Genomic DNA, 20,337 nt, shown 5'->3' on the forward strand with positions numbered 1-20,337 from the left:
GAGAGACCGACATGCTCGATTCCAAACTGTTACGTAGCAACCTTCAGGACGTAGCGGACCGCCTGGCATCCCGCGGCTTTGCCCTGGATGTTGCGCGCATCGAAGCGCTGGAAGAACAGCGCAAGACCGTCCAGACCCGCACCGAAGCACTGCAGGCTGAACGCAATGCACGTTCCAAATCCATCGGTCAGGCCAAGCAGCGTGGTGAAGACATCGCGCCGCTGATGGCGGACGTCGAGCGCATGGGCAGCGAGCTGTCCGACGGCAAAGTTGAGCTGGACAAGATTCAGTCCGAGTTGGATTCGATCCTTCTGGGCATTCCCAACCTGCCGCACGAGTCGGTGCCGGTTGGCGAAGACGAAGACGGTAACGTCGAAGTGCGCCGCTGGGGTACGCCAAAAGCTTTTGATTTCGAGATCAAGGACCACGTCGCCCTGGGCGAATTGACCGGTGGCCTGGATTTTGAAACTGCCGCCAAAATGTCCGGCGCGCGCTTTGCCTTGCTGCGCGGCCCGATCGCGCGCATGCACCGTGCCCTGGCGCAGTTCATGATCAACCTGCACACCGGCGAACACGGTTACGAAGAGGCTTACACCCCGTACCTGGTGCAGGCGCCGGCACTGATGGGCACCAGCCAACTGCCGAAATTCGAGGAAGACCTGTTCAAGATCAGCCGCGATGGCGAAGCCGATCTGTACCTGATCCCGACCGCCGAAGTGTCGCTGACCAACATCGTGGCCGGCGAGATCCTCGACGCCAAGCAACTGCCGATCAAGTTCGTCGCCCACAGCCCGTGCTTCCGTAGTGAAGCCGGCGCCTCGGGCCGTGACACCCGCGGCATGATCCGCCAGCACCAGTTCGACAAGGTCGAGATGGTGCAAGTGGTCGAGCCGTCGACCTCCATGGAAGCCCTGGAAGGCCTGACCGCCAACGCCGAGCGCGTCCTGCAACTGCTGGAGCTGCCGTATCGCGTATTGGCGCTGTGCACTGGCGATATGGGGTTCAGCGCGGTGAAGACCTACGACCTGGAAGTATGGGTGCCGAGCCAGGACAAATACCGTGAGATTTCTTCGTGCTCCAACTGCGGTGATTTCCAGGCCCGGCGCATGCAGGCGCGTTTCCGCAACCCGGAAACCGGCAAGCCGGAATTGGTCCATACCCTCAACGGTTCGGGTCTGGCCGTAGGCCGCACCCTGGTCGCGGTGCTGGAAAACTACCAACAGGCTGACGGTTCGATCCGCGTGCCTGAAGTGCTCAAGCCGTACATGGCGGGCGTTGAGGTCATCGGCTAAATGGAATTTCTGCCGCTGTTTCATAACCTGCGCGGCAGTCGTGTGTTGGTCGTCGGTGGCGGGGAGATTGCCTTGCGCAAATCCCGGCTGCTGGCCGATGCCGGCGCGTTGTTGCGGGTGGTTGCTCCCCTGATCGAAGATCAGTTACGGGAATTGGTGCAGGGCAGTGGCGGTGAACTGATTGTGCGTGGTTATCAGGAGGCGGACCTTGATGGTTGCACCCTGATCATCGCGGCGACCGACGACGAGCCGCTGAACGCGCAAGTGTCCAGCGATGCCCGACGCCGGTGTGTGCCGGTCAATGTGGTGGATGCGCCGGCCTTGTGCAGCGTGATCTTCCCGGCGATTGTCGACCGCTCGCCCTTGGTGATTGCAGTGTCCAGTGGCGGCGACGCGCCGGTGCTGGCGCGCTTGATCCGTGCCAAGCTGGAAACCTGGATCCCGTCCACCTACGGCCAGTTGGCCGGGCTGGCTGCGCGCTTTCGGGCGCAGGTCAAAGGTTTGTATCCCGATGTGCAACAGCGCCGGGCTTTCTGGGAAGAGGTTTTCCAAGGGCCGATTGCCGATCGGCAACTGGCTGGGCAAGGCGATGAAGCTGAGCGTTTGCTGGTAGAGAAGGTCAATGGCAAGCCGCCCCATGCGCCGGGTGAAGTGTATTTGGTCGGTGCGGGCCCCGGTGATCCGGACCTCCTGACCTTTCGCGCCCTGCGCTTGATGCAGCAAGCCGACGTAGTGCTATATGACCGCCTGGTGGCGCCAGCGATTCTTGAGTTGTGCCGTCGCGACGCCGAGCGGGTATATGTCGGCAAGCGCCGCGCCGATCATGCGGTGCCGCAGGACCAGATCAACCAGCAATTGGTGAAACTGGCCAAGCAGGGCAAGCGCGTGCTGCGCCTCAAAGGCGGCGACCCGTTTATTTTTGGGCGTGGCGGTGAAGAGATCGAGGAACTGGCGGCCACTGGCATCCCGTTCCAGGTGGTGCCGGGGATTACCGCGGCCAGCGGTTGTGCGGCTTACGCCGGTATTCCCTTGACCCATCGTGATTATGCGCAATCCGTGCGTTTCATCACCGGGCACTTGAAAGACGGGACTTCGGATTTGCCTTGGAATGACTTGGTCGGGCCGTCGCAGACCCTGGTGTTCTACATGGGCTTGATCGGCTTGCCGATCATCTGCGAGCAACTGATCCGCCATGGTCGTTCGGCAGACACCCCGGCAGCGCTGATCCAACAAGGCACCACGTCCAACCAGCGTGTGTTTACGGGCACCCTGGCTGACCTGCCACGCCTGGTGGCGGAGCATGAAGTGCATGCGCCGACACTGGTGATCGTAGGAGAAGTAGTGGTGTTGCGTGAGAAACTGAAGTGGTTCGAAGGTGCTCAGTCCCAGGTGTGATCACCGGCACTCATATCAATTGTAGAAGCGAGCCTGCTCGCGAAAAAATCAACTGCGCCGCGTGCCTCCAGAATGCCCGCGTTATCGTTGACGATCTTCGCGGGCAAGCTCGCTCCTACAGTTTTTGCTTCAGCTCCAGACGCCCTTGCTGCTCATCTTCTGCCGGTCATGTTTGCTGTCAAACGCCTGCGACGGTCCCTTCGGCACAATCCCTGTCGGATTGATCGTGCGGTGGCTAGCGTAGTAATGCCCCTTGATATGGGCAAAATCCACTGTCTCGGCCACCCCCGGCCATTGATACAGCTCGCGCAACCAATTCGACAGGTTCGGATAATCCGCAATCCGCCGTAGGTTGCATTTGAAGTGGCTGTAATAAACCGCATCAAACCGGATCAGCGTCGTAAACAGGCGTACATCAGCCTCGGTCAGGTATTCACCTGCCAAGTAGCGGTGACCACCCAAGTGCTGCTCCAGGTGATCCAACTCGGCAAATACATCATCAAAGGCACTTTCGTACGCCTGCTGCGAAGTGGCAAAGCCTGCGCGATACACGCCATTGTTCACGGCGGGATAGATCCGCTCGTTCCACGCGTCGATGGTCGGGCGCAATGGCTCGGGGTAGAAGTCCAGGGTGTTGCCCGTCAGCTCGTTGAACGCGCTATTGAACATGCGGATGATCTCCGCCGATTCATTGCTGACGATGCGATTGAGCTTCTTGTCCCACAGCACCGGCACCGTGACGCGCCCGGTGTAGTCGGCGGTATCGGCGGTGTAGCGCTGGTGCATGAAGGCAAAGTCGTCGAGCCTGTCGCCGGTAGAGCCATGGGCCTTGTCGAAGGTCCAGCCATTTTCCAGCATCAGCCAACTGACCACTGAAACGTCGATCAGGCTCTCCAGACCCTTGAGCTTGCGCAGGATCAGGGTGCGGTGCGCCCAGGGGCAGGCGAGGGAGACATAGAGGTGGTAGCGGCCGGCTTCGGCTTTGAAGCCGCTGTCGCCGCTTGGGCCAGCTTGGCCATCTGCGGTGACCCAGTGCCGGCGTTGCGCCTGTTCCCGTTGGAAGGCGCCATCTGCGCTACTTTCGTACCACTGGTCATGCCAGTGTCCTTCAATCAGCAAACCCATGACTGACTCCTTGGCTATTAAGCGTTGGAGTGCAGTCTAATCGTCTGGGTTCGAACAAATAGCGCAAAGGCTCGGGGTTAATGATCGATTAAATCGATTTGTCCCGCGCATCCCAATACTGCTGGGCCAGTTCAAAAGCCTGCTCCCGTGGGTGCCCAAGGCCGCGCAGGGCCAGGGCCATGGTGGCGATCAACGCCAACTGTGGGTAGCTATCCTGCACTTCGCCGCGCCACAGGGCTTTCAAATGCTCGGGGTCGAGGCTGGCCGGCTTGACGTGGCGCTGGGCGGAGAGGGCAGGCCACTCCTCATCCCAGCTTGCGCCACCGGTGGTGCCATATAAGTGGCTGGCGGAGTCGGGATTGATCTCGATCTCGCCGCCATCGCCCTTGATCACAATGGTGTTGTCACCCAGCAGGCCACTGGCATCGCGATGTACACCCTGGTAACCGGGATGGAAGATGCTTTGCAGGCCGCAGCGTGCGCCCAGTGGGTTGAGGATGCGCGCCAGGGAATGGATAGGTGAGCGCAGGCCAAGGATGTTGCGCAGGTCAATCATGCGTTGCAGTTGCGGGGCCCAGTCGCCCAGCGGCATAAACGCCAGGTTGCCTTGCGCAAGGGCGGTCTCGACCTGTTGCCAGTTGCGGCACAGTGGAATCTGCAGCTCACGCAGCAACTGTTCGGTGTACAGCCGGCCGGCTGTGTGGGCGCCGCCGCCATGCATGAAAATTCGCACGCCGTTTTGCGCCAGGCACTTGGCGGCCAGCAGGTACCACGGCAGGTGGCGTTTTTTCCCGGCGTAGGTAGGCCAATCGACATCCACCTGCAGTGCCGGCGGGTTCAGGCGTTCGCGCAGGGCCTCGGTGAAGCCGGCGAGTTCCTCTGGGCTCTCTTCTTTGTGGCGCAGCAGCATCAGGAACGCGCCGAGCTGGGACTCCTCGACCTTCTCGTCGAGCAGCATGCCCATGGCTTCCCGCGCTTCTTCGCGCGTCAGGCTGCGGGCACCGCGCTTGCCTTTGCCGAGGATGCGCACAAACGGCGCAAAGGGATGTTCGGCGGGAGTTTCGGTGATCAACGGGGCGAAGTCGGTCATAAACAATTCGTCGGTCTGGGCAGGCCCGCCAGCTTGGCGGCAAGTTTGGCGGGAGTGCCTTTGAACAGTCGGTTGAGGTGCAGGCTGTTGCCCTTTTCCGGGCCCAGCTTCAAGGCGGTGTACTTGATCAGCGGGCGGGTGGCCGGTGATAACTGGAACTCCTGGTAAAAACCCCTGAGCAGCTCGAGGATTTCCCAGTGTTCGTCGGTCAATTCCAGTTCTTCAGCGCTTGCCAAAGCGTTGGCCACCTCGGTTGACCAGTCATTGAGGTCAGCCAGGTAACCGTCTTTGTCCAGTTCTAATGCGCGCGCGCCTACGGTCAGCGTATTCATAACCAACTGTTGACCTTGTCATGGTCGATCGACAACTGCACAAAACCTGGGTAGTCAACACTCTTGGCCCACTCCGGAAATGACAGGCCCCGGGCCTGGGCGTCTTCGGCAAGCACGAAGATGACCAAGGCACTGACCTCCAGGGCCTTGAAGGGCGCGCTACCGGCTTGCAGGGCATAGGTTGCATCGCCGCACAGCAGGATCGCATCTTGTGCACCACACAGCCGTAGGCAACTGTCCAGTCGGCTGTCGGAAAAGGGTGAGTGGGACAATACATGCAAAGTCGACATCAGAGGGTCATCACCTGATCGTAACGGTCAATCATCTGGGAAATCTGTTCGCTGCTCAGTGGCTGCGCGCTATCAGGGGCGCTCAATCCACGCTCGGCCAAGCTGTGGCTGCACGCAAACACCTCATCGATGCCGAACAGCGAGAGTGCCTGCAGGTTGGCAGTCACATCCTTCTGCTGCACGGCTTTGGCATTCTGTGCAGGTGCCAGTTGAAACACCCCGTCATCGAGAAACAGCAGCCCAATCGGCAAGTCGAATGCGCCACCGGCCAGTACCACATCCAGCGCTTCCCGCGCACTGGGCCCGGACCACGGCGCCTGGCGACTGATTACCAGCAAGGATCTGGACATTTCATGGCCCTCCAAAGCAAATCAGGCGGTCGGCGTCCTGGATTGCATCGTGCAATTGCCCAAGGCCCGACAACGCCCAGGGCGCATCGAGGTTCACCGCACTGCGCTGGTAGCGCGCAGCTTCCTCGGCATTGAGCACGCCGCGCCGTAACGCAGCAGCGATGCATACCACGCCATCGAGTTGATGCTCGCTGACCAGGGCGCGCCATTGTTGGGCGATGTCCTGCTCATCCTGCGGCGTGACCACCGAATTGGCGGCGCTGTAGACGCCATCCTGATAGAAAAACAGCCGCACAATCTCATGCCCGCCGGCCAGTGCAGCCTGGGTAAACAGCAGGGCACGGCGCGAGGAGGGCGCATGGGCGGCGGAAAACAGCGCAATTGCGAACTTCATGGAACACTCTGTAGGTAAACCTGTGCCAATGATAAAGCCGCAGGCAACAAAAAGCCCGCCGAAGCGGGCTTTTTGATGGGGCTGGGATCAGTCGTCGCGGCTCATGATGCCGAAGATCTGCAACAGGCTGACAAACAGGTTGTAGATCGATACATACAGGCTGATGGTCGCCATGATGTAGTTACGCTCGCCGCCATGGATGATGGCGCTGGTCTGGAACAGGATGCAGACCGAGGAAAACAGCACAAAACCGGCGCTGATCGCCAACTGCAGGCCGCTGATCTGGAAGAACATGCTTGCCAACACCGCCGCCAGCAACACGAAGAAGCCAGCCGTGATGAAACCGCCGAGGAAGCTCATGTCCTTACGGGTGATCAGTACATAGGCCGACAGGCCACCAAACACCAATGCCGTCATGGCAAACGCCGAGCTGACCACTTCCGCGCCGCCCTGCATGCCCAGGTAACGGTTAAGGATCGGGCCCAGCAGGAACCCCATGAAACCGGTCAGGGCAAACGCCGACACCAGGCCCCAGGCCGAGTCGCGCAGCTTGTTGGTGAGGAAAAACAGGCCGTAGAAGCCGATCAACACCACGAAGATATTCGGGTAGCCAACACGCATCTGCTGCGCCACATACGCCATCACGCCGCTAAATGCGAGGGTGAGGGCGAGCAGGCCGTATGTATTGCGCAGGACGCGGCTAACCTCTAGCTGCTCAGCCTGCACGTTGCTATTAACTGCGTAATCCTGTTCGCGCATGGCGACACTCCTTCAGTTTTGAAACGTTCAGTCGCAAAGATCATAACAGACGCTCTGTAACAAGCTATGAAGAGAGTTTGACAGTGTGTTTCATTCGGGTATTATGGCGCCCGCTGAGACAGGATGGGCTACTATAATCCTGTGTTGCACAAGGGAAATTGGCAGAGTGGTTGAATGCACCGGTCTTGAAAACCGGCGAACGTTAATAGCGTTCCCAGGGTTCGAATCCCTGGTTTCCCGCCAAGATTCATACGAAAGCCCCGCTTATGCGGGGCTTTTGTGTTTCTGGCGTTCGATAATTGGACTGGGTTTTAAACTAACAGTTTCCGCATCGTTTACGACGCTTTCCGCAACTACTGTCAGATGCTCTATCAACGTGTCGGTTTCACGATCTCGCCAACGCGCCTATAAACCGTCTCGGTTATCCGCTTATCCGTGTGCCCAAGCAGGCGACTGGCATCGCCAAGGTCCAATATCTCACTGGCTGCTTTTGGTCGGATGTCGCGGAACTGGAACTGCCGGATGCTCGCCGCAAGCACGCCGTCTCCCGCCTCGTTAGCAATGGCAATTGCCTTGTTCCTGGCATCGTCAAAGCGTAGGCGTAGCATCGGCTTGGTCACCTGCCGGCCATCTTCAGTGATTATTAGGTATGGAGTCCGTACTCCACGCGAGCGCCGCTGCTCTATCAGTCGCTCGACCAGTGTGCCCAGGTCATTAAGGTTTCCGGCAGCGGTAAGGCGGATCCGGAGCTTCTTGGCCGTCTTGCCTTGCGACACCTGCAGGAATTCATTTACCGCATCAGCCTCGCGCATCGAAAGCACATCTGCGGGGCGCTGTCCGGTCAGGTAGGCCAAGTCCATAGCATCGCGAAGCTCCGAGGCTGCGACTGCGTAAACGGCGCTCCAGATCTCCTCAGTTGCGTAGAAGTCTCGAGGCGCCTCCTTGTTCTTGCGCACGCCGGCGGCAGGGTTGTTCTCGGTGAGCCCCCACTCCCGCGCAATGTTGTAGATGTGCGACAACAGTGATATTTCCCGATTGGCTCTTACCTTGGCGCTCCGGCTATCCCTGTACTGCGCGATGATCTGTGGTGTAACCGCATCAATAGGGGCGTCGCTGAACGCTTTGCGCAGTTGCTTCAGGCTCAGGAGATTATCGCTCTGCGTCTTGGGTGCCTTGCCTGGGATGATCTCGCGCTCGTAACGGTCAAACACCTGGCCCAGCAGGGCTCCTTTCTTCGGTACCGGCTTGCAGTCGAGCTTTGCCCATTCAGCCTTTGCAATTTCCAGGTCACCCCCGAGCGGAATCTCCACCCGCTTCCCGTCTTCATTCCTCCCGTCGTAGTAATACCCAACCCACTCTTTTCCGCCTTTCAGCGTGCGTACACGCCGAATCATTCGCGGCGGCAGGTCCCTGTTTGCCGCCTTTTTTGCTCGCATGTCTTTATCCTACGTTTGAAAGATTCAGTGACCAGGCTTCGGCCGCGACGTTTTCTGCTGATGGCTTCACTCCGGCCAACTTCATCCGGGCGTAAACGCGGCCCACCACTGGTCGGCGCGAGCGAGTCAGTACGTATTTCCAGCCGTTTTTGTTGAGCCACTCGATCTGCCTGGACGGGATCATGTAGCCCGTTATTGCCGCGATCTCTTCCTCGGCAAGCGTTTCGCTTTGCATTTCCATGGTGTGCACCTCTATGCCCGGGGACTGTCATGCGGGCCAGTAGGCCGCGCTGTCTTGATGATGTGGATGATGAAACCGAAGGTGAGTAGCATCCAGGCGACGGTGCCGGCGAATGCTGCGATCAGGTGTTGGTCGGTACCGGTGGAGAGCAGCTCCGGCACCTGCCAGAAAAACCAGAAGATGGACCCCGCCACGTACAACACGATGGCCGTGATGAGCAGGGTGAGTTTCGTTGCGTACATGGGGTGTCCTCGCCACGCTGGGCAGCAGAAGTTGATAGCAAATTGCCTCGATGGAAATGGGGACGGATAAGGGCTACAAACACGGCTCAATTTGGTTTCTGTGTCAGGGAGGGCGCGTGCCACACAATCTTGATGTTCCAGTCGTTCACGCCTATCGGGGGCATACGTTGTTTCTCAAGTTCGAATGGAGGCGACCAAACGATGACGTACCCGCATTTGCGAGAATCATCGAGCCGGCAGCCGTTGAAGGATTGGGCGAAGTTGCCGCCGAGTTGACGGGTCCATGGCCTGACTATCCGTCGGCACTGGGTGATGCGATGGCAGCTGCGGAGCGATGGATCGACAGCCAGTTACCGTGAGTTCGCTCACCGGCAGGCATGTAGGGGGATTGGGGTTAGGCTTGTTTGATGCGAAGGAAACGTCGGCACTGGCATTGCGTATCGTCGCAATGGAGCTCGCCAACCCATTCCGGGAATTGATCGCCTTCGCAGCGCTCAATGCGGGAGTGGTTGAGCCCGCTTCGCTTCACATCTTTCACAAAGCGCTGCAGGTCTTTGGCGTTGTCATCGCGATCCGGGCTATCCCATCGACTCATTACCAAGAGGCCGCAATCTGTCTTTCCGTGGTCCATCCAGCCGAGACTCTTCGGGGAATCGCTCATGGCGTCACCCGCTTGAACTCGACCACCCAGACCCACGGGTTGGCGTCCCAGTTGCCGCCGACGGATTGCCAGAGATCGCGGAAGGCGGGCACCGGGTACTTGTGGCAGGCGCCACCTTCGTCGCTCGCGCACCACTCGCGTAGCGGGCCTCGGTGAACGCCCTCGGCAGCCGCCTGCTCGTAGGTGATGTCCTGCAACCGCTCGACGCGCACGTCGGTGATCTCCAGCAGGATGCGGCAGGCAGCGCGAGGCATGTGGATGCTGGGCTTGTACTTCAGGCCGAAGTCTTTCCTTGCCTCGTCGCTGTGTGACCCAGGGCGGCAGTCGGCAGCGTAGGCGTAGCGCTGGAGCGGGCCGTCCGGGTCTGGGCGATGCTCAACACCGGTGCCGCGCAGATCGATGAAAGTCTCGCGCACCCACAGCCGGTCGCCTGGCTTGCCGTAGGGGCACTTGCACCCAGACTCGCCATCACGCCACCAGGCGCCAAATATCTCTGGCCCTGCCTCTTGGTAGCCGCGACGATTGGTTACTGCCACGTTGTACGACTCAACCGTGATGCTGGCATCCGCGTCGGGCTGGCACTTCATTGCCCGGCGCGTGACCGTCTTCCGGCCTTCCAGGATGGCGCGCACTATCGGCGCCGAGAACAGAATGGGGCGTTCCTTCGCTTGAGACATGCGGATTCCTTGCTGCTATAGCGGCTGACTTTGAAGGGAGTAGGGGTTACAGGTTTTTGCACTAACTAAAAAAACTAGTTACCCGCATATTTACAGAGGTATTCTCACCGGATAATTTTGGTCGTTTGGAACGTCGTAGATTGAGTAATCATTTTTCAGGGACGGTAGCCCGTTACGCGGTGACATTGATTTGGGCCCTTATATTTCTTAGCTCAAGCAGCTGGGTTCTTGTCGGCTCTGTTGCCTACTGGGTAAAAAATGGGTGGTTGCCGCCAGATAGTGCGGGATGGGCCCAGGCAATCGGTGGGTTGTTAGCGGTGATCGTGGCAATATCTGTGCCTGCTTATCAGGGCTACCAACAGCAGAAGCAACTTCAAGATAAAGATTTGAAGGTTCGATCTGACGGGTTGCAAGCCACAAGGGCTCTCATGGATCATTTGCTGGGCGTTCAGAAGCGATTGCGTAAGGGGCTTATGGATTTTCAACTTCGTAGAGGCTCATTTACCCCACTCGACGGCGCCAGGGCTTCTGCTCACGATGCCAAGCAGGCTGCTGCAATGCTTAGAGAACTTTCAGTGGTGGCGCTGAGTGTTGAAATGGTTCATTTCGTCGTGGGGATGCGAGAAGTTGCCAGTTATGGAGAGTTTTCAGCTGCAATAATGGACAGCACCCATTCGGTTCTCACGCCTGGCATGCTCCAACAGTTAGATGCAAACATAATTTCTTTGCAGAAATGGATTACTGAGCTGGATGATTTGGAACAGTATTAATTATCCATCGATTTTCTTTTTCTAGAATTACTCAATTACTTTCGGTATATAAGTTAGCGTGCCGTCAAGGATCGCTTCCTTGATGGCGTTGAACTCCCAGGCGTAATACTGGGATTCGACGTAGACCCGCATGCCTTTGCCATAGTCGTGCTTCTTGCGCCGGATGAATGCCTCGGCGGCGTCTTTGGTGAAGTGCGCGTTGATGTACTCCCAGTTTTCGCACCAGCCAGTGACCGCATGTCCTTCCAGCTCGCCGAGGACGTACCACTGATCCGACTCGTCCGCCTTCATGAACTGGCATCCTGACCAAGCCTGCATAGCCTTGTTCAAGGAGGCCCGCTCATCTTCGTCTTGTTCGTCCCAGTAATCCTTTGGCGAGAACCACTCACCCTCATTGCAGTGATTGATAAGCACGCGTTTGTCGCTGTAGTCGGTGTCTATCCCGTAGACGATTCGTCTGGCCTGGACGATGAAGGTCGCTTCAGAGGTGCAGTGATCATGCACGCCAGCACCAACGCAGTCATGGCGAAGGCGGGTCACGAAGTCGGCCCAGGTAGCAGCATCCAGGTCGCAGCCGGTAGCAAGGCTCAGCGCGGGCTTGGGGGTTTGGTTTTCTGTAGGCATCGGGAATCCTTGCCGGGCCATGCCCGGGCGGTGGAGTTTGATAGGGGATGAGCTAAAGTTCTGCTACAAGCCAAACGGAGGTGGTGATGGATAATTACGTATGTGTTATCTGCGGCGGAAAGGGCAAGGAGCGGTATTCAGTAGGCGAGTTCAGGGATGTCGAATGCCCGGGCTGTGGGAAGTACCTAATTTCATCAACGGTGCTGGCCGAGATGAGGGAACGAGGCAATCGATTCAACGTGCCAGCTACTAGGGCGTGCATCAATGGCTTCATTGCAGCTGGACTGCCTGCAGTAATTTCCAGGGCTGAAATCGCCTACTACCAGCTCTTTTCTAGTTGACCGCCAGCTGTTGCAGCAGGCGCCGGCCAATCCAGCGAACCACGGTTACGGCCTTGCTGTTACCGATTGCCTTGTAGCGGGGACCGTCTGGGCACAAACCCAAAACCCTTCCTCGCCAATGGATGCGCGTGTAGTCGTCGGGGAAGCCCTGAAGGCGTTCGCACTCCCTCGGCGTGAGGCGGCGCACTGAGCTGGTAAAGGACACTACGTTGGGGCCCAGGGCTGAATCAGTGTTGTCGACCTGCTTCCCGTAGTTGCAGGTCAGCGTCTGGGCCACTTCTCGACATGCAACAATCGGCTGGCCGCGCCCGGTACCGTCCTCGCTGCCGTCGAAACCCTCAGCCTTCAGGGTGTGTGTGACATCACCGGTGATACACACGGCCACCTGGCCGCCGGCGTTGGCGTGGCTGCCTGAGTGATTCATTGCGCGCAGCGTAGGTGCGATTACTCCAGCATCTGCGCCATGATCCTTGCAGGAGAACGCGAGTACTGCGTTTTCCTGCCCGTTGTTCCGGCCCAGGGCAAAGGCAAGCCTTTCGCTGACACCAGGGTCTTGCGTGCCATGCACCACCAGCAAGCCTGATTCGGCATCCTGTTGGGTTGCGCTGCCGGCCGCCTTACCGCCGGCCTGAAGCGTGCCGGCCACGACCAGCAGGCTTTCCCGACTTTCATGGTCGCCGTACTGGTTTGTTGTGAGCGGTGCGGTCACAACGAACGTTTCGGTTTCAGCATCCATCCTTGTACCGCCAGGGTGCGCGCTGAGAGCCGTAGCTACTTCGGTCTGTTCGCAGTTGGCGCCGCCGCCGAATGCGGTTGGCTGGAGATGACCTGCTACTGCGTGATCGACATCGCTGCCGCCGTCAGTGCTTCTAAGAGTGCCGGCGGGAGAGTCCGCTTTCTCGCTTCGGCGCGGCGCAGTATCCCGGCGCACGCCTTCGCGCTCAAAAAGTACCTCGGCGGGATCGAACCCGTCTCGAGCACTTGCGACAACGAACACACGACGGCGTCGTTGGGCCAGGCCGAAATATTGGGCGTCCAGGACCCGCCACGCGATTGTTCTTTTGGGTCCATACACACAACCAGCGTCCTGCCATTTCTTCCTTGGAGGCTGCAGCTCGCAGTCCTCCCCAGCAAGCGCGCCAAGAAAGCATCCGAAGGCGTTCCCTTTGTCGCTGAGGACGCCGGGGACGTTCTCCCAGACGATAACGCTGGCGGGCTTTCGCTGGCCTGCTCGAACATAGTCAACTGCATCTGCAAGCTCCACGTATTTGATGGTGAGGGCGCCGCGCGGGTCGGTGAGGCCTTCCCGCATACCTGCGACCGAGAAGGCCTGGCATGGGGTGCCGCCGACCAAGACGTCCGGCGCCGGGATCTTGCCGGCCAGCACCAGAGCGGCCAGCTTGGTCATGTCGCCGTGGTTCGGCACGTCCGGGTAGTGGTGGGCCAGGACCGCCGAGGGGAATGGCTCAATCTCGGCGAACCAGGCGGCGCGCATGCCCAGCGGGTGCCACGCTTGTGTCGCGGCTTCGATGCCGCTGCACACGCTTCCGTAAGTGATGGCCATGAGGCATTCTCTGTTCAATTTTTGCAGACTCAAAAGGAATTACTTATGGATGAGTCAACCCTGACCAGCGTTGCCATTAACATTGGCTGTGCGTTAATCGGTTTTTTTGCCAACAGCCTCCGGCTCAAGGTCGTAGATGTTTGGGATGCGCGGAAGATCTACAAATGGCTGGTTGCGGAATCGGTAAAGCCGGATGCGGTATCCTTTAGAACGACCAAGGCGATCAGTAGAGGCGTATGCATGAGCCCTGAGCGCGTTTCCGACTTGTGCGGCAGGTCAAAAAACATTCATCTGTCTACCGGAAAAGAGGATGGGCTATGGACTATCACGCGCCATTCGTCCCCGCGTGGATTTTTTGATATGTAGCCACATTGATGCCGGCTATGCGGCCTGGTCTTGTTGCTTCGGCGGCCACTCCGAAAACCCCACGCGGGGCGCCTTTGTTTTGGGGTTGATGATCGGCTTGCCCTTGGCGTCCACCAGCACAGCCTTGGCTCTGATCTGCATGTCGCGGCATCTCAGCGTCTTGCGGGCCAACTCAATGAACTGCTCGGCGTACTGCGGGGCATCGAAGAGCGGTGAGAGCTGGCGGACCGTACCCCCCCCATAATCTTCTCGGTACGCTTGGCGACCAGCTCCAGCCACTCGGCTTCCGGTATCGGCTCGACGCCGCCAGGAGCTTTGGCGTTCTTCCTGGTGCCAGCCGTCTTCTTGCGGGCCTCTGTCTTGGCGACATCGAGGGTCATTCCAAACACTGCAAAGGTGCTCATGGGTTATCTCCAGGTGTGCGCCTGCCTCGCCGGCTGGCGTGATTCGTTGATAGAAGTGATAATCTTTTCGAGTGAGTTGTCGGGGAGAGTGGCAATGGCCAGTAAAAAGCTTGAAGTGTTCCGCGAGTGGTTCACGCCGCGTAAGCGGCTATGGACAGGGGTAGGCTTGTTTGCAATTGCTATCGCCTTACCTATTGTCAGTCCGGGAACGACCGCCGCTTGGCTCATAGGGCCTGCGACTGTCTTTTTCTTGGGTAGCTTTATTCCCGATACGAACAAAAAGCGTTAGGGCCAAGGCGGCTGGCGTGATTCGTTGAGATGGGGTATTACGGGTGACCGGCATGGAGCCGGATAAAGGAGAAAGAGTTGGTCAACCTAGAACTAAAAAAAGCAGACTTCGCATATCGAGGTATGAACGTTGAAGTTACCTATTTCCTGAGCTCTTCGGGCGCCGTTCTTCGGTTTGACGTGTCCGCCGCACTGTCTCAGAAAGAGGAAAAAATTGGAGCATCGATCCAGGGCTGGGAGACAGAGAGCGATGCCATGACCGCTGCGAGAACTCTGGCGGCAGAGGCCATCGACAAGCACTTGCTGGGAAAATAGCTGGGGTTGGCAGCGCCGGAGGGTCAGGCCCGGCGAACCTTGAAGCCGAAGATGCACTCGATGTCGTGGTACTCGCAGCTCTCGTAGGCCTTGTACTTGGCCTGTGAAGGCGTGCTGGCGAACATATCAACAATTGTTCGGTTGGTGATGTCCCACCAGTCCCAGCCAGCGACCAAAACCTGGTAGCGCTTCAGTGGCAGCTTCTCTGCCATCTCGCCGTACTGCATCTCCCAAGTTGGGTGGTAGTTTCGAATGCGCTTCTTCGGGTCGCTGTCGAGGATGACTCCGATGTAGTGGCCACGGTCGGCCATGATCACGCCAGGCTCACCGTTGGCGATGACGCGGCGGCCGACTTCGGCGGGCACCTGATAGTGCTGCCGAACGTATGCGCAGTTGTGGCTCATGGATTATCTCCAGTCAGGCGCCGCCCTCCGGCTTCCGGTGGTGGCAATTTGGTTTTGGTTGGGGTATGACAGATGTCTGGCACTGGGTCGGATCAAGGAGTGAACATGCGAAAGCAGGTCGGTTATCTGGATAAAATGGGTGATGAGCAGTTCTTTTATTTGGAGTTCGATGAAGAGACTCATCAGTTCAGCTACGTGATCGAATACATAACCCGTAAGGGCGATCACAGCGAGCGAACCGTGCCTCTTCATGAGGCCAAAGAGGAACGGGGCTTTCACAAGGCCGTTCAGCTGATTAAAGATCGTTTGTTTGCCGAGGATGCATGACCTTGTGCGGTGAGCGGGCTGGACTATTCGTCGCCTTCTTCTTCGGCGTTCATTTGGAGTGATTCGGCAAAGCCAGCCTGCCGTAATTTACGCGCCACGTTTTGAGTTATGTCGATTCCGTGGCGCTTAATCTCGAACATTGATGCGGACCTCTCGGCGCCCAGTGAGTGTGCATGCACGATCAGTCGCCAGATCGTCGCGCGGTCCTTCTTTTCGCCCAGGTCTGCGGTGAGTGCTGCAAGGCGGTCGCGCATCCCCTGACGGAAGTAATGGCGAATGATGTCGGAGGTGCCTTTGACCTTCGGCGGCGCCGGCGGCAGATCCTCGGCCCGGCCATTCAGCACCAGCAGTTGCACCGCCTCGCTGACTTCCTCGACCTTATGCCAGAGCATCAACTCGTCGAGCATCTGCCGGGTGCCGTGCGGTACCGTGTGCCGCAACTCCTGCTCGCCCAGTTCCTGCCGCTTCTCGGCAAGCTTTGCCGTGCGCTCCTTCTGTTCGGCTGCCATGGCCTGCCTCTTCTATTCCGCTGGCCGGCAGTGCGAGCCAGGTTTGATGTTTGCGTTGCTGGGTGCAGGCTATTCGGCGCATGTAGCGACCTTCTGCTGATTCCACGCGCCGACCGCTTCGAAGATCCGCGCGGCGTGCGCCTCTTCCAGTGATAAAGCCTCGGGAATGGCAATCCAACCTGAAGCCACCATCTGGCTTTGATTCGCCTCGTCGCGCAGCTTCTTGTAGCAGTGCTCGATCACGTCTTCCAGGTGGTCGGAGAGATAAACGCCATCGGGCGCCACCTCCACCGATTTGCTGTAGCGGTCGCCGCGGGCGTCGATGCAAAGCGCGCTGAGGTAGATCGTCCACCGGTGGGGAATGCTGCAGACGGCCTGGCCAATCTTCCCCGGCGCAATGTTCTTCAGCGACTTGTAATTGATCATGCCCTGGCGGCCGCAGGGGTCGATGTTCACGACGGCGACGCGGTTGGATGCCAGCAACGACCGGCACGACCGGGCAATGCGGGCCTGCAGGTTATGCGCCTTGCGTTTGCTCACAATGCCTCCGCGAGTTTGCGCAGCGCCTTACGTTCTGCCGCTGTGATAGGCGGCTTGCGGCGCTTGAGGATGGTTTCGGGATCGATCTTGGTGGAGCGCTTCGGCGGTGGAGGGTTGATCGCCGGGCTTTCGCCCAGGTAGATCGTTCCGCCGGCTGCCAGGAACTGCGCCGTGCGCACCGATATTGATTCTGCGTGCTGACGCTGCTGCTTAACCAGGCTGAGGTGGTTGCTAATCATGCTGCCGCCTTGGCCAGCGTCACCCCGGCCATGCTGAAGCTTGATCCCTGCTCTGCGACCATCGTGTCGAGCGCTTCCCAGTTGACCAGGAGGACGGTGATTGGCGCCTGACCATATGCCACGGCTTTCACCAGAACCTCGAAGTCCGTCACGTTGGCCTGCAGCGCTACCTGCTCGACCGCATGGCTCGTTACTGACGTTGTGGCCTGGGCTACGGGGGCCGCCGTCTGGACAGGAGCGGTGCGGACGGGCTCTGATGTCGAAACTTTCTCCACGACCGGATCTGACTTGAAGGCTGCCAGGCGCTGGGCCTCTTGTTCGTCGGCGATTCGCTTCGCGTCGGCCTTATCCTGTTCCGCCTTCTGGTGTTCCGAGATACGGAATTTGATCAGCGTCACCAGGTCATCATTGGCCTTGGTCACCAGTTGCTGCACGTCGCTGAACAGGAAGGCGTAATCAACGGCGAGCTCCGCCAGGCTGGTCAGATTCAAGCGAATACTTTCCGCTGCCTGACTTGCATCGATCTTCGCCCGGGCCAGCTCGGTATCAACTGCGTCCTGGAGGCTGGCAATTGTGCGTTTGTTCTTCATGGCGCCGGCGAAGTCCGAAACGACAGGAGGCAGCGTGACTTTGCCAAGGGTCTTGTTGATTGCGGCAATGTGATCCGCCAGTGCCAGCTCGGCTTTTTGCTTGATGTTGGTCTTCACCAACAGCTCTTGAGCCTTCACCAGCTTGTCGACCTTCAGGCGAGTCTCGCGAGCATGGGCACTGATGCGATCCAACGACGAAAACAGCTCGTCGATGCTTTGGGTCTGCGACAGAGCCTGTTTCTTGGCGACAGCGACAGCCTCCTCGACATCGCCACACCACTTGACCGCCTTCTTGGCGTCGGCGAAGTCTTGGTCGGTGGAGAGCGTGGTTTTCACCGAGTCGATGACGGCCAGTGCCGAATCTTCAAACACCTTCAGGTTGCTGGCGGTGACCATGCCGGTCAGCTCGATGCGCAGGGCTGGCAGTTCATCAGGTGCCTTGCCGACTACGATTGAAGGAGCGTCGGCCATTTCGAAGTTGGACAGGTCTGCCTCGAACTGTTTCCAGCCTTCGATCAACTGGGCCGCGCGCCCGGCGACGGGCCGGTATTCCATGTGCACGAAGTTCTCCGGGGTGCCGTCCGAGCAAACAAAGATCACTCGTTCAGCGCCGCTTACCAGCAGTTGCTGCTCAAGCTGCCAGTAGTAGTGCGGAGCCAGGTCGCCGGCTTTCAACTGGGCCACGACTGACTCATTCCACAGTTTGTGCTCGAACAGTGTCTCGCCGAGCATCGTGGCGCCATCCATGGAGGCCAGCAGGTTGCCCTCGGTCGCAACGATCGGATACAGCTCTTCGCCGATCAACGCCTCAGTCAGTGGGCGGGCCAGGGCTTCAGTAGCGTGGCCTTTGTCGAAGATGAACTGCTGGGAATGCGTGACGTCGGGCGTGATCCCGGTCTTCTTAATCGCCAGCAGATCGGTCCGCGTTTGATACTTCGATGCGCCCATCATGGCGGGAGCTTCAGAGGCTGTGAAATGCTGCGCGCGCAGAGCGTGCCACTCGGCAGAGCCTTGAACTACGTTATGAATTTTCATGTCGCGTCTCCTTCTTGTGATGGGGCGATGATTGCGAGAATGGTTTTTTTCTGGTGTTCGGTCAGGGTTGCTTTCAGTCCAAGCATCACGACGATGTGCTCCGCTGTCTTTTGCCCGCCCAGAATCATGGCAACCCACTTAGGGAAGTTTTCAGCGAACTTTTCAGCTGGATACGGTGGAAGGGCCTCAGGCTCTGGTGGCGAATCCTTGGGAAGGGGGGCTCCCGAGTTCCCGTCATCGTCGTCATCTGTTGTGGTGACGTTGAAAATCATCTGGGTCAGGTATCGCCGGCCATAGCTGATAGTTGAGCCGTTCGCCTGCACTCCGGTCTTGTTTGTCTTTCCGCCTGATCCAGCAGCGTCAATTGGAAGGTCGAGCTGATATAGCTTCGTATGGCCGCCTGCGTGCATGCATTCACAGGTGACGCGAAGATGGCCTGGCAGGCGAGAGTCAGCAGTTCCGAAGGAAAGCGAAAAGCCTTCCTCCGTGAAAATCGGGCTGATCTCTCGGTCGATATCTTCAAGTCTGGCGTAGGTGCTGGCCGTGTGCTTGTTGAGAGCATTACGTGTCACCGGCTTGATTCGTTTCTGGGCGCTGACCATCGCAATACTGAATGCAACTGACGCCTGTCGATCGACGTGACGCTCGTGCATTTGCATCAGCCGCTCCATGTTTCCGACATCGACATTTGGATTGGTGGCGACCTGGATGATCACGGACATGATGCTGGCGGCATCACTGCTTTGAGCTGAAATATCAGTCGACACACTTTGCGAGCGACGGGGATCGATAGTGGTAACCACACTCGACTCAGCATCTTCCACAATAGGGCTGGGCTTTCTCTCTGCGGACATGGGGATTCCTTGCCGCGATGTTCGCAGCGTTCAAAATTATTGGGTGCTTGGGGGATATTGAAGGGCGGGCCGGACGTAGGTTTAGCTCTGCTGTTGAACTCTATAGCGGAGCACCTGAAGCACTCGACCGCCATAACCAGGCTCTGCGTACTGCTCAACTGGCGCACCGAAGAAGCCGCGGCGTTCGGCCAGGCTGTAGGCCTCGCGAAGGTTATGAGCGCTGATATCTTCGAGCTGCTCGTCGACCAGTGATTTAACCGGTGCGGTAGTCATGCCTTCTCCTTACGCCGCCGGCTTACATCCAGGAGGCGTGCGCTATACCAATGAAATTCTTCTGCGTTGATGGCGCCCGAGGTGAAGTGACGCACGATCAAACCCTCGGCCAAGATCTCGTCGAGGGCGGGCTTATCTGGATCTTTAAGCGCAAACAGCGCTTTATCGATCTCAACGTAGGGGCTCACAGTTCGTTGTCCTCGGCCTGGGCGATCAGAGCGTCATCAGCCAGAGGTTGAAGGAGGCGTTCGGCAATCTCGCCGAGCTTCCCAAGTGGGTGGTCGCTTCGGCCGAGTAGCTCCAGTGCTTCCGACTTCACCCTTGAGCCCGCCATCCCAGCGATCAGCAAGTAGCCCAGGGCTGGAGCGTCGACGCCGCAGTCGGCCAGAAGGTTGTTGGCGTACTCATCGACAGCCAGTGCGAACTGGTAGGCCGTGACGCCTTGCTGCGGGTGCAGGTGGCGCTTGAACACCACGCTGCCACCTCTGGCCAGCTCTTCGGCTGCGTTGTATAGCCATTCGCTGCGAGCCAATTGCTGAGAGGTTTCGCTCACCGGAGGCGGCAGTTGTTCGTCGTGCTCAAACTGAGCCTTGCGTAGTGCTGACATGGT

32 protein-coding genes and 1 tRNA gene are annotated in these 20,337 nt (G+C 58.6%); 9 read left to right on the plus strand and 24 right to left on the minus strand.

Translation table 11 applies throughout. From position 1 onward, the window contains the following. Positions 1–11 precede the first annotated feature (11 nt). Together serS and cysG are read left to right on the plus strand one after the other, a co-directional pair. Positions 12–1,292 (plus strand): serine--tRNA ligase, encoded by a 1,281-nt coding sequence (gene serS / locus BHC62_RS20835; RefSeq protein WP_029293570.1) that lies wholly within the window; start codon positions 12–14, stop codon positions 1,290–1,292. Continuing rightward, complete coding sequence (cysG, locus tag BHC62_RS20840) at positions 1,293–2,687, plus strand: siroheme synthase CysG (protein WP_070995985.1); 1,395 nt, start codon at positions 1,293–1,295, stop codon at positions 2,685–2,687. Positions 2,688–2,816: 129 nt separating this feature from the next. Here cysG and BHC62_RS20845 read toward each other — a convergent pair whose 3' ends face one another. From BHC62_RS20845 to BHC62_RS20875, 7 genes are all read right to left on the minus strand, one after another. Beyond that, positions 2,817–3,812: a glutathione S-transferase family protein gene (locus BHC62_RS20845; RefSeq protein WP_070995986.1), complete on the minus strand. Its 996-nt coding sequence runs from the start codon at positions 3,810–3,812 to the stop codon at positions 2,817–2,819. An 88-nt stretch (positions 3,813–3,900) separates the two neighbouring features. After that, positions 3,901–4,902 carry a glycosyl transferase family protein gene (locus BHC62_RS20850; protein ID WP_070995987.1) on the minus strand — a complete coding sequence of 334 codons (1,002 nt, stop codon included), beginning with the start codon at positions 4,900–4,902 and terminating at the stop codon, positions 3,901–3,903. Further along, positions 4,899–5,234 carry a TusE/DsrC/DsvC family sulfur relay protein gene (locus tag BHC62_RS20855; RefSeq protein WP_029293579.1) on the minus strand — a complete coding sequence of 112 codons (336 nt, stop codon included), beginning with the start codon at positions 5,232–5,234 and terminating at the stop codon, positions 4,899–4,901. Before BHC62_RS20855 ends, BHC62_RS20850 begins: the two co-directional genes overlap by 4 nt. Then, positions 5,231–5,524, minus strand: a complete 294-nt coding sequence (tusB, locus tag BHC62_RS20860) for a sulfurtransferase complex subunit TusB (protein WP_070995988.1) — start codon at positions 5,522–5,524, stop codon at positions 5,231–5,233. Before tusB ends, BHC62_RS20855 begins: the two co-directional genes overlap by 4 nt. Then, positions 5,524–5,874 carry a sulfurtransferase complex subunit TusC gene (gene tusC, locus BHC62_RS20865; protein WP_070995989.1) on the minus strand — a complete coding sequence of 117 codons (351 nt, stop codon included), beginning with the start codon at positions 5,872–5,874 and terminating at the stop codon, positions 5,524–5,526. The genes tusB and tusC overlap by 1 nt, the downstream gene beginning before the upstream one ends. 1 nt (position 5,875) lies before the next feature. Next, the gene (tusD, locus tag BHC62_RS20870) at positions 5,876–6,268 is read right to left on the minus strand and encodes a sulfurtransferase complex subunit TusD (protein WP_070995990.1); all 393 of its coding nucleotides are present in this window, start codon (positions 6,266–6,268) and stop codon (positions 5,876–5,878) included. 87 nt (positions 6,269–6,355) lie between these two features. Continuing rightward, complete coding sequence (locus BHC62_RS20875) at positions 6,356–7,027, minus strand: Bax inhibitor-1/YccA family protein (RefSeq protein WP_029293588.1); 672 nt, start codon at positions 7,025–7,027, stop codon at positions 6,356–6,358. Positions 7,028–7,179: 152 nt separating this feature from the next. On the opposite strand from BHC62_RS20875, the gene BHC62_RS20880 reads away from it, so the two are divergent. Next, positions 7,180–7,270 (plus strand) — tRNA-Ser (locus BHC62_RS20880). Positions 7,271–7,398: 128 nt separating this feature from the next. On the opposite strand, the gene BHC62_RS20885 is transcribed toward BHC62_RS20880, so the two are convergent. The 5 genes from BHC62_RS20885 to BHC62_RS20910 form a co-directional block, all read right to left on the minus strand. Next, positions 7,399–8,463, minus strand: coding sequence for a tyrosine-type recombinase/integrase (locus BHC62_RS20885; RefSeq protein WP_070995991.1), 1,065 nt, complete (start codon positions 8,461–8,463; stop codon positions 7,399–7,401). A 4-nt stretch (positions 8,464–8,467) separates the two neighbouring features. After that, entirely contained in the window at positions 8,468–8,704 is a 237-nt protein-coding gene (locus tag BHC62_RS20890) for a DUF4224 domain-containing protein (RefSeq protein WP_057441436.1), read from the minus strand. A gap of 11 nt (positions 8,705–8,715) precedes the next feature. Beyond that, on the minus strand, positions 8,716–8,946 hold the full coding sequence (locus BHC62_RS20895; protein WP_070995992.1) for a hypothetical protein: 231 nt from the start codon (positions 8,944–8,946) through the stop codon (positions 8,716–8,718). A 394-nt stretch (positions 8,947–9,340) separates the two neighbouring features. Beyond that, positions 9,341–9,607, minus strand: coding sequence for a hypothetical protein (locus tag BHC62_RS20905; protein WP_143007568.1), 267 nt, complete (start codon positions 9,605–9,607; stop codon positions 9,341–9,343). Next, positions 9,604–10,284: a hypothetical protein gene (locus BHC62_RS20910; RefSeq protein WP_070995994.1), complete on the minus strand. Its 681-nt coding sequence runs from the start codon at positions 10,282–10,284 to the stop codon at positions 9,604–9,606. Before BHC62_RS20910 ends, BHC62_RS20905 begins: the two co-directional genes overlap by 4 nt. A 140-nt stretch (positions 10,285–10,424) precedes the next feature. Between BHC62_RS20910 and BHC62_RS20915 the strand changes: the two genes are divergently transcribed. Next, complete coding sequence (locus BHC62_RS20915; protein WP_143007569.1) at positions 10,425–11,054, plus strand: hypothetical protein; 630 nt, start codon at positions 10,425–10,427, stop codon at positions 11,052–11,054. Positions 11,055–11,081: 27 nt separating this feature from the next. On the opposite strand, the gene BHC62_RS20920 is transcribed toward BHC62_RS20915, so the two are convergent. Next, positions 11,082–11,678, minus strand: coding sequence for a hypothetical protein (locus tag BHC62_RS20920; protein WP_070995996.1), 597 nt, complete (start codon positions 11,676–11,678; stop codon positions 11,082–11,084). Positions 11,679–11,764: 86 nt separating this feature from the next. Here BHC62_RS20920 and BHC62_RS28310 point away from each other — a divergent pair, with 86 nt between their 5' ends. After that, positions 11,765–12,019, plus strand: coding sequence for a hypothetical protein (locus BHC62_RS28310; RefSeq protein ID WP_143007570.1), 255 nt, complete (start codon positions 11,765–11,767; stop codon positions 12,017–12,019). Here the strand turns inward: BHC62_RS28310 and BHC62_RS20925 are convergent. Further along, complete coding sequence (locus BHC62_RS20925; protein ID WP_070995997.1) at positions 12,012–13,583, minus strand: DNA cytosine methyltransferase; 1,572 nt, start codon at positions 13,581–13,583, stop codon at positions 12,012–12,014. The two genes, BHC62_RS28310 and BHC62_RS20925, sit on opposite strands and share 8 nt — an antisense overlap. Positions 13,584–13,628: 45 nt before the next feature. Here BHC62_RS20925 and BHC62_RS20930 point away from each other — a divergent pair, with 45 nt between their 5' ends. Continuing rightward, positions 13,629–13,949, plus strand: a complete 321-nt coding sequence (locus BHC62_RS20930) for a hypothetical protein (RefSeq protein ID WP_070995998.1) — start codon at positions 13,629–13,631, stop codon at positions 13,947–13,949. 152 nt (positions 13,950–14,101) lie between these two features. Here the strand turns inward: BHC62_RS20930 and BHC62_RS27525 are convergent, their stop codons facing one another. Next, a complete protein-coding gene (locus BHC62_RS27525; RefSeq protein WP_071610053.1) occupies positions 14,102–14,353 on the minus strand; it encodes a hypothetical protein in 252 nt (83 codons plus the stop codon). 94 nt (positions 14,354–14,447) lie between these two features. Here BHC62_RS27525 and BHC62_RS20940 point away from each other — a divergent pair, with 94 nt between their 5' ends. Both BHC62_RS20940 and BHC62_RS20945 read left to right on the plus strand, forming a co-directional pair. After that, positions 14,448–14,642 carry a hypothetical protein gene (locus BHC62_RS20940; RefSeq protein WP_133714888.1) on the plus strand — a complete coding sequence of 65 codons (195 nt, stop codon included), beginning with the start codon at positions 14,448–14,450 and terminating at the stop codon, positions 14,640–14,642. A 77-nt stretch (positions 14,643–14,719) separates the two neighbouring features. Beyond that, positions 14,720–14,956: a hypothetical protein gene (locus BHC62_RS20945; RefSeq protein ID WP_070996001.1), complete on the plus strand. Its 237-nt coding sequence runs from the start codon at positions 14,720–14,722 to the stop codon at positions 14,954–14,956. A 23-nt stretch (positions 14,957–14,979) separates the two neighbouring features. Here BHC62_RS20945 and BHC62_RS20950 read toward each other — a convergent pair whose 3' ends face one another. Continuing rightward, positions 14,980–15,360: a hypothetical protein gene (locus BHC62_RS20950; protein ID WP_070996002.1), complete on the minus strand. Its 381-nt coding sequence runs from the start codon at positions 15,358–15,360 to the stop codon at positions 14,980–14,982. Between the two features lie 105 nt (positions 15,361–15,465). Here BHC62_RS20950 and BHC62_RS20955 point away from each other — a divergent pair, with 105 nt between their 5' ends. Beyond that, positions 15,466–15,687, plus strand: coding sequence for a hypothetical protein (locus tag BHC62_RS20955; RefSeq protein WP_070996003.1), 222 nt, complete (start codon positions 15,466–15,468; stop codon positions 15,685–15,687). A 23-nt stretch (positions 15,688–15,710) separates the two neighbouring features. Here BHC62_RS20955 and BHC62_RS20960 read toward each other — a convergent pair whose 3' ends face one another. From BHC62_RS20960 to BHC62_RS20995, 8 genes are all read right to left on the minus strand, one after another. Further along, complete coding sequence (locus tag BHC62_RS20960; protein WP_070996004.1) at positions 15,711–16,196, minus strand: hypothetical protein; 486 nt, start codon at positions 16,194–16,196, stop codon at positions 15,711–15,713. A 69-nt stretch (positions 16,197–16,265) separates the two neighbouring features. Then, positions 16,266–16,736, minus strand: coding sequence for a hypothetical protein (locus tag BHC62_RS20965; RefSeq protein WP_070996005.1), 471 nt, complete (start codon positions 16,734–16,736; stop codon positions 16,266–16,268). Then, the gene (locus tag BHC62_RS20970; RefSeq protein WP_070996006.1) at positions 16,733–16,975 is read right to left on the minus strand and encodes a hypothetical protein; all 243 of its coding nucleotides are present in this window, start codon (positions 16,973–16,975) and stop codon (positions 16,733–16,735) included. The genes BHC62_RS20965 and BHC62_RS20970 overlap by 4 nt, the downstream gene beginning before the upstream one ends. Continuing rightward, positions 16,972–18,600 carry a YqaJ viral recombinase family protein gene (locus tag BHC62_RS20975; RefSeq protein ID WP_070996007.1) on the minus strand — a complete coding sequence of 543 codons (1,629 nt, stop codon included), beginning with the start codon at positions 18,598–18,600 and terminating at the stop codon, positions 16,972–16,974. The genes BHC62_RS20970 and BHC62_RS20975 overlap by 4 nt, the downstream gene beginning before the upstream one ends. Continuing rightward, positions 18,597–19,454, minus strand: coding sequence for an ERF family protein (locus BHC62_RS20980; RefSeq protein ID WP_070996008.1), 858 nt, complete (start codon positions 19,452–19,454; stop codon positions 18,597–18,599). Before BHC62_RS20980 ends, BHC62_RS20975 begins: the two co-directional genes overlap by 4 nt. An 81-nt stretch (positions 19,455–19,535) precedes the next feature. Beyond that, the gene (locus BHC62_RS20985; protein ID WP_057959986.1) at positions 19,536–19,727 is read right to left on the minus strand and encodes a hypothetical protein; all 192 of its coding nucleotides are present in this window, start codon (positions 19,725–19,727) and stop codon (positions 19,536–19,538) included. Next, positions 19,724–19,915 (minus strand): hypothetical protein, encoded by a 192-nt coding sequence (locus BHC62_RS20990; protein WP_070996009.1) that lies wholly within the window; start codon positions 19,913–19,915, stop codon positions 19,724–19,726. Before BHC62_RS20990 ends, BHC62_RS20985 begins: the two co-directional genes overlap by 4 nt. Beyond that, positions 19,912–20,334, minus strand: coding sequence for a hypothetical protein (locus BHC62_RS20995; protein ID WP_070996010.1), 423 nt, complete (start codon positions 20,332–20,334; stop codon positions 19,912–19,914). Before BHC62_RS20995 ends, BHC62_RS20990 begins: the two co-directional genes overlap by 4 nt. Between the last annotated feature and the right edge of the window lie 3 nt (positions 20,335–20,337).

Source organism: Pseudomonas sp. 06C 126 (assembly GCF_001855215.1).
GTDB classification, from domain to species: Bacteria; Pseudomonadota; Gammaproteobacteria; order Pseudomonadales; family Pseudomonadaceae; genus Aquipseudomonas; species Aquipseudomonas proteolytica.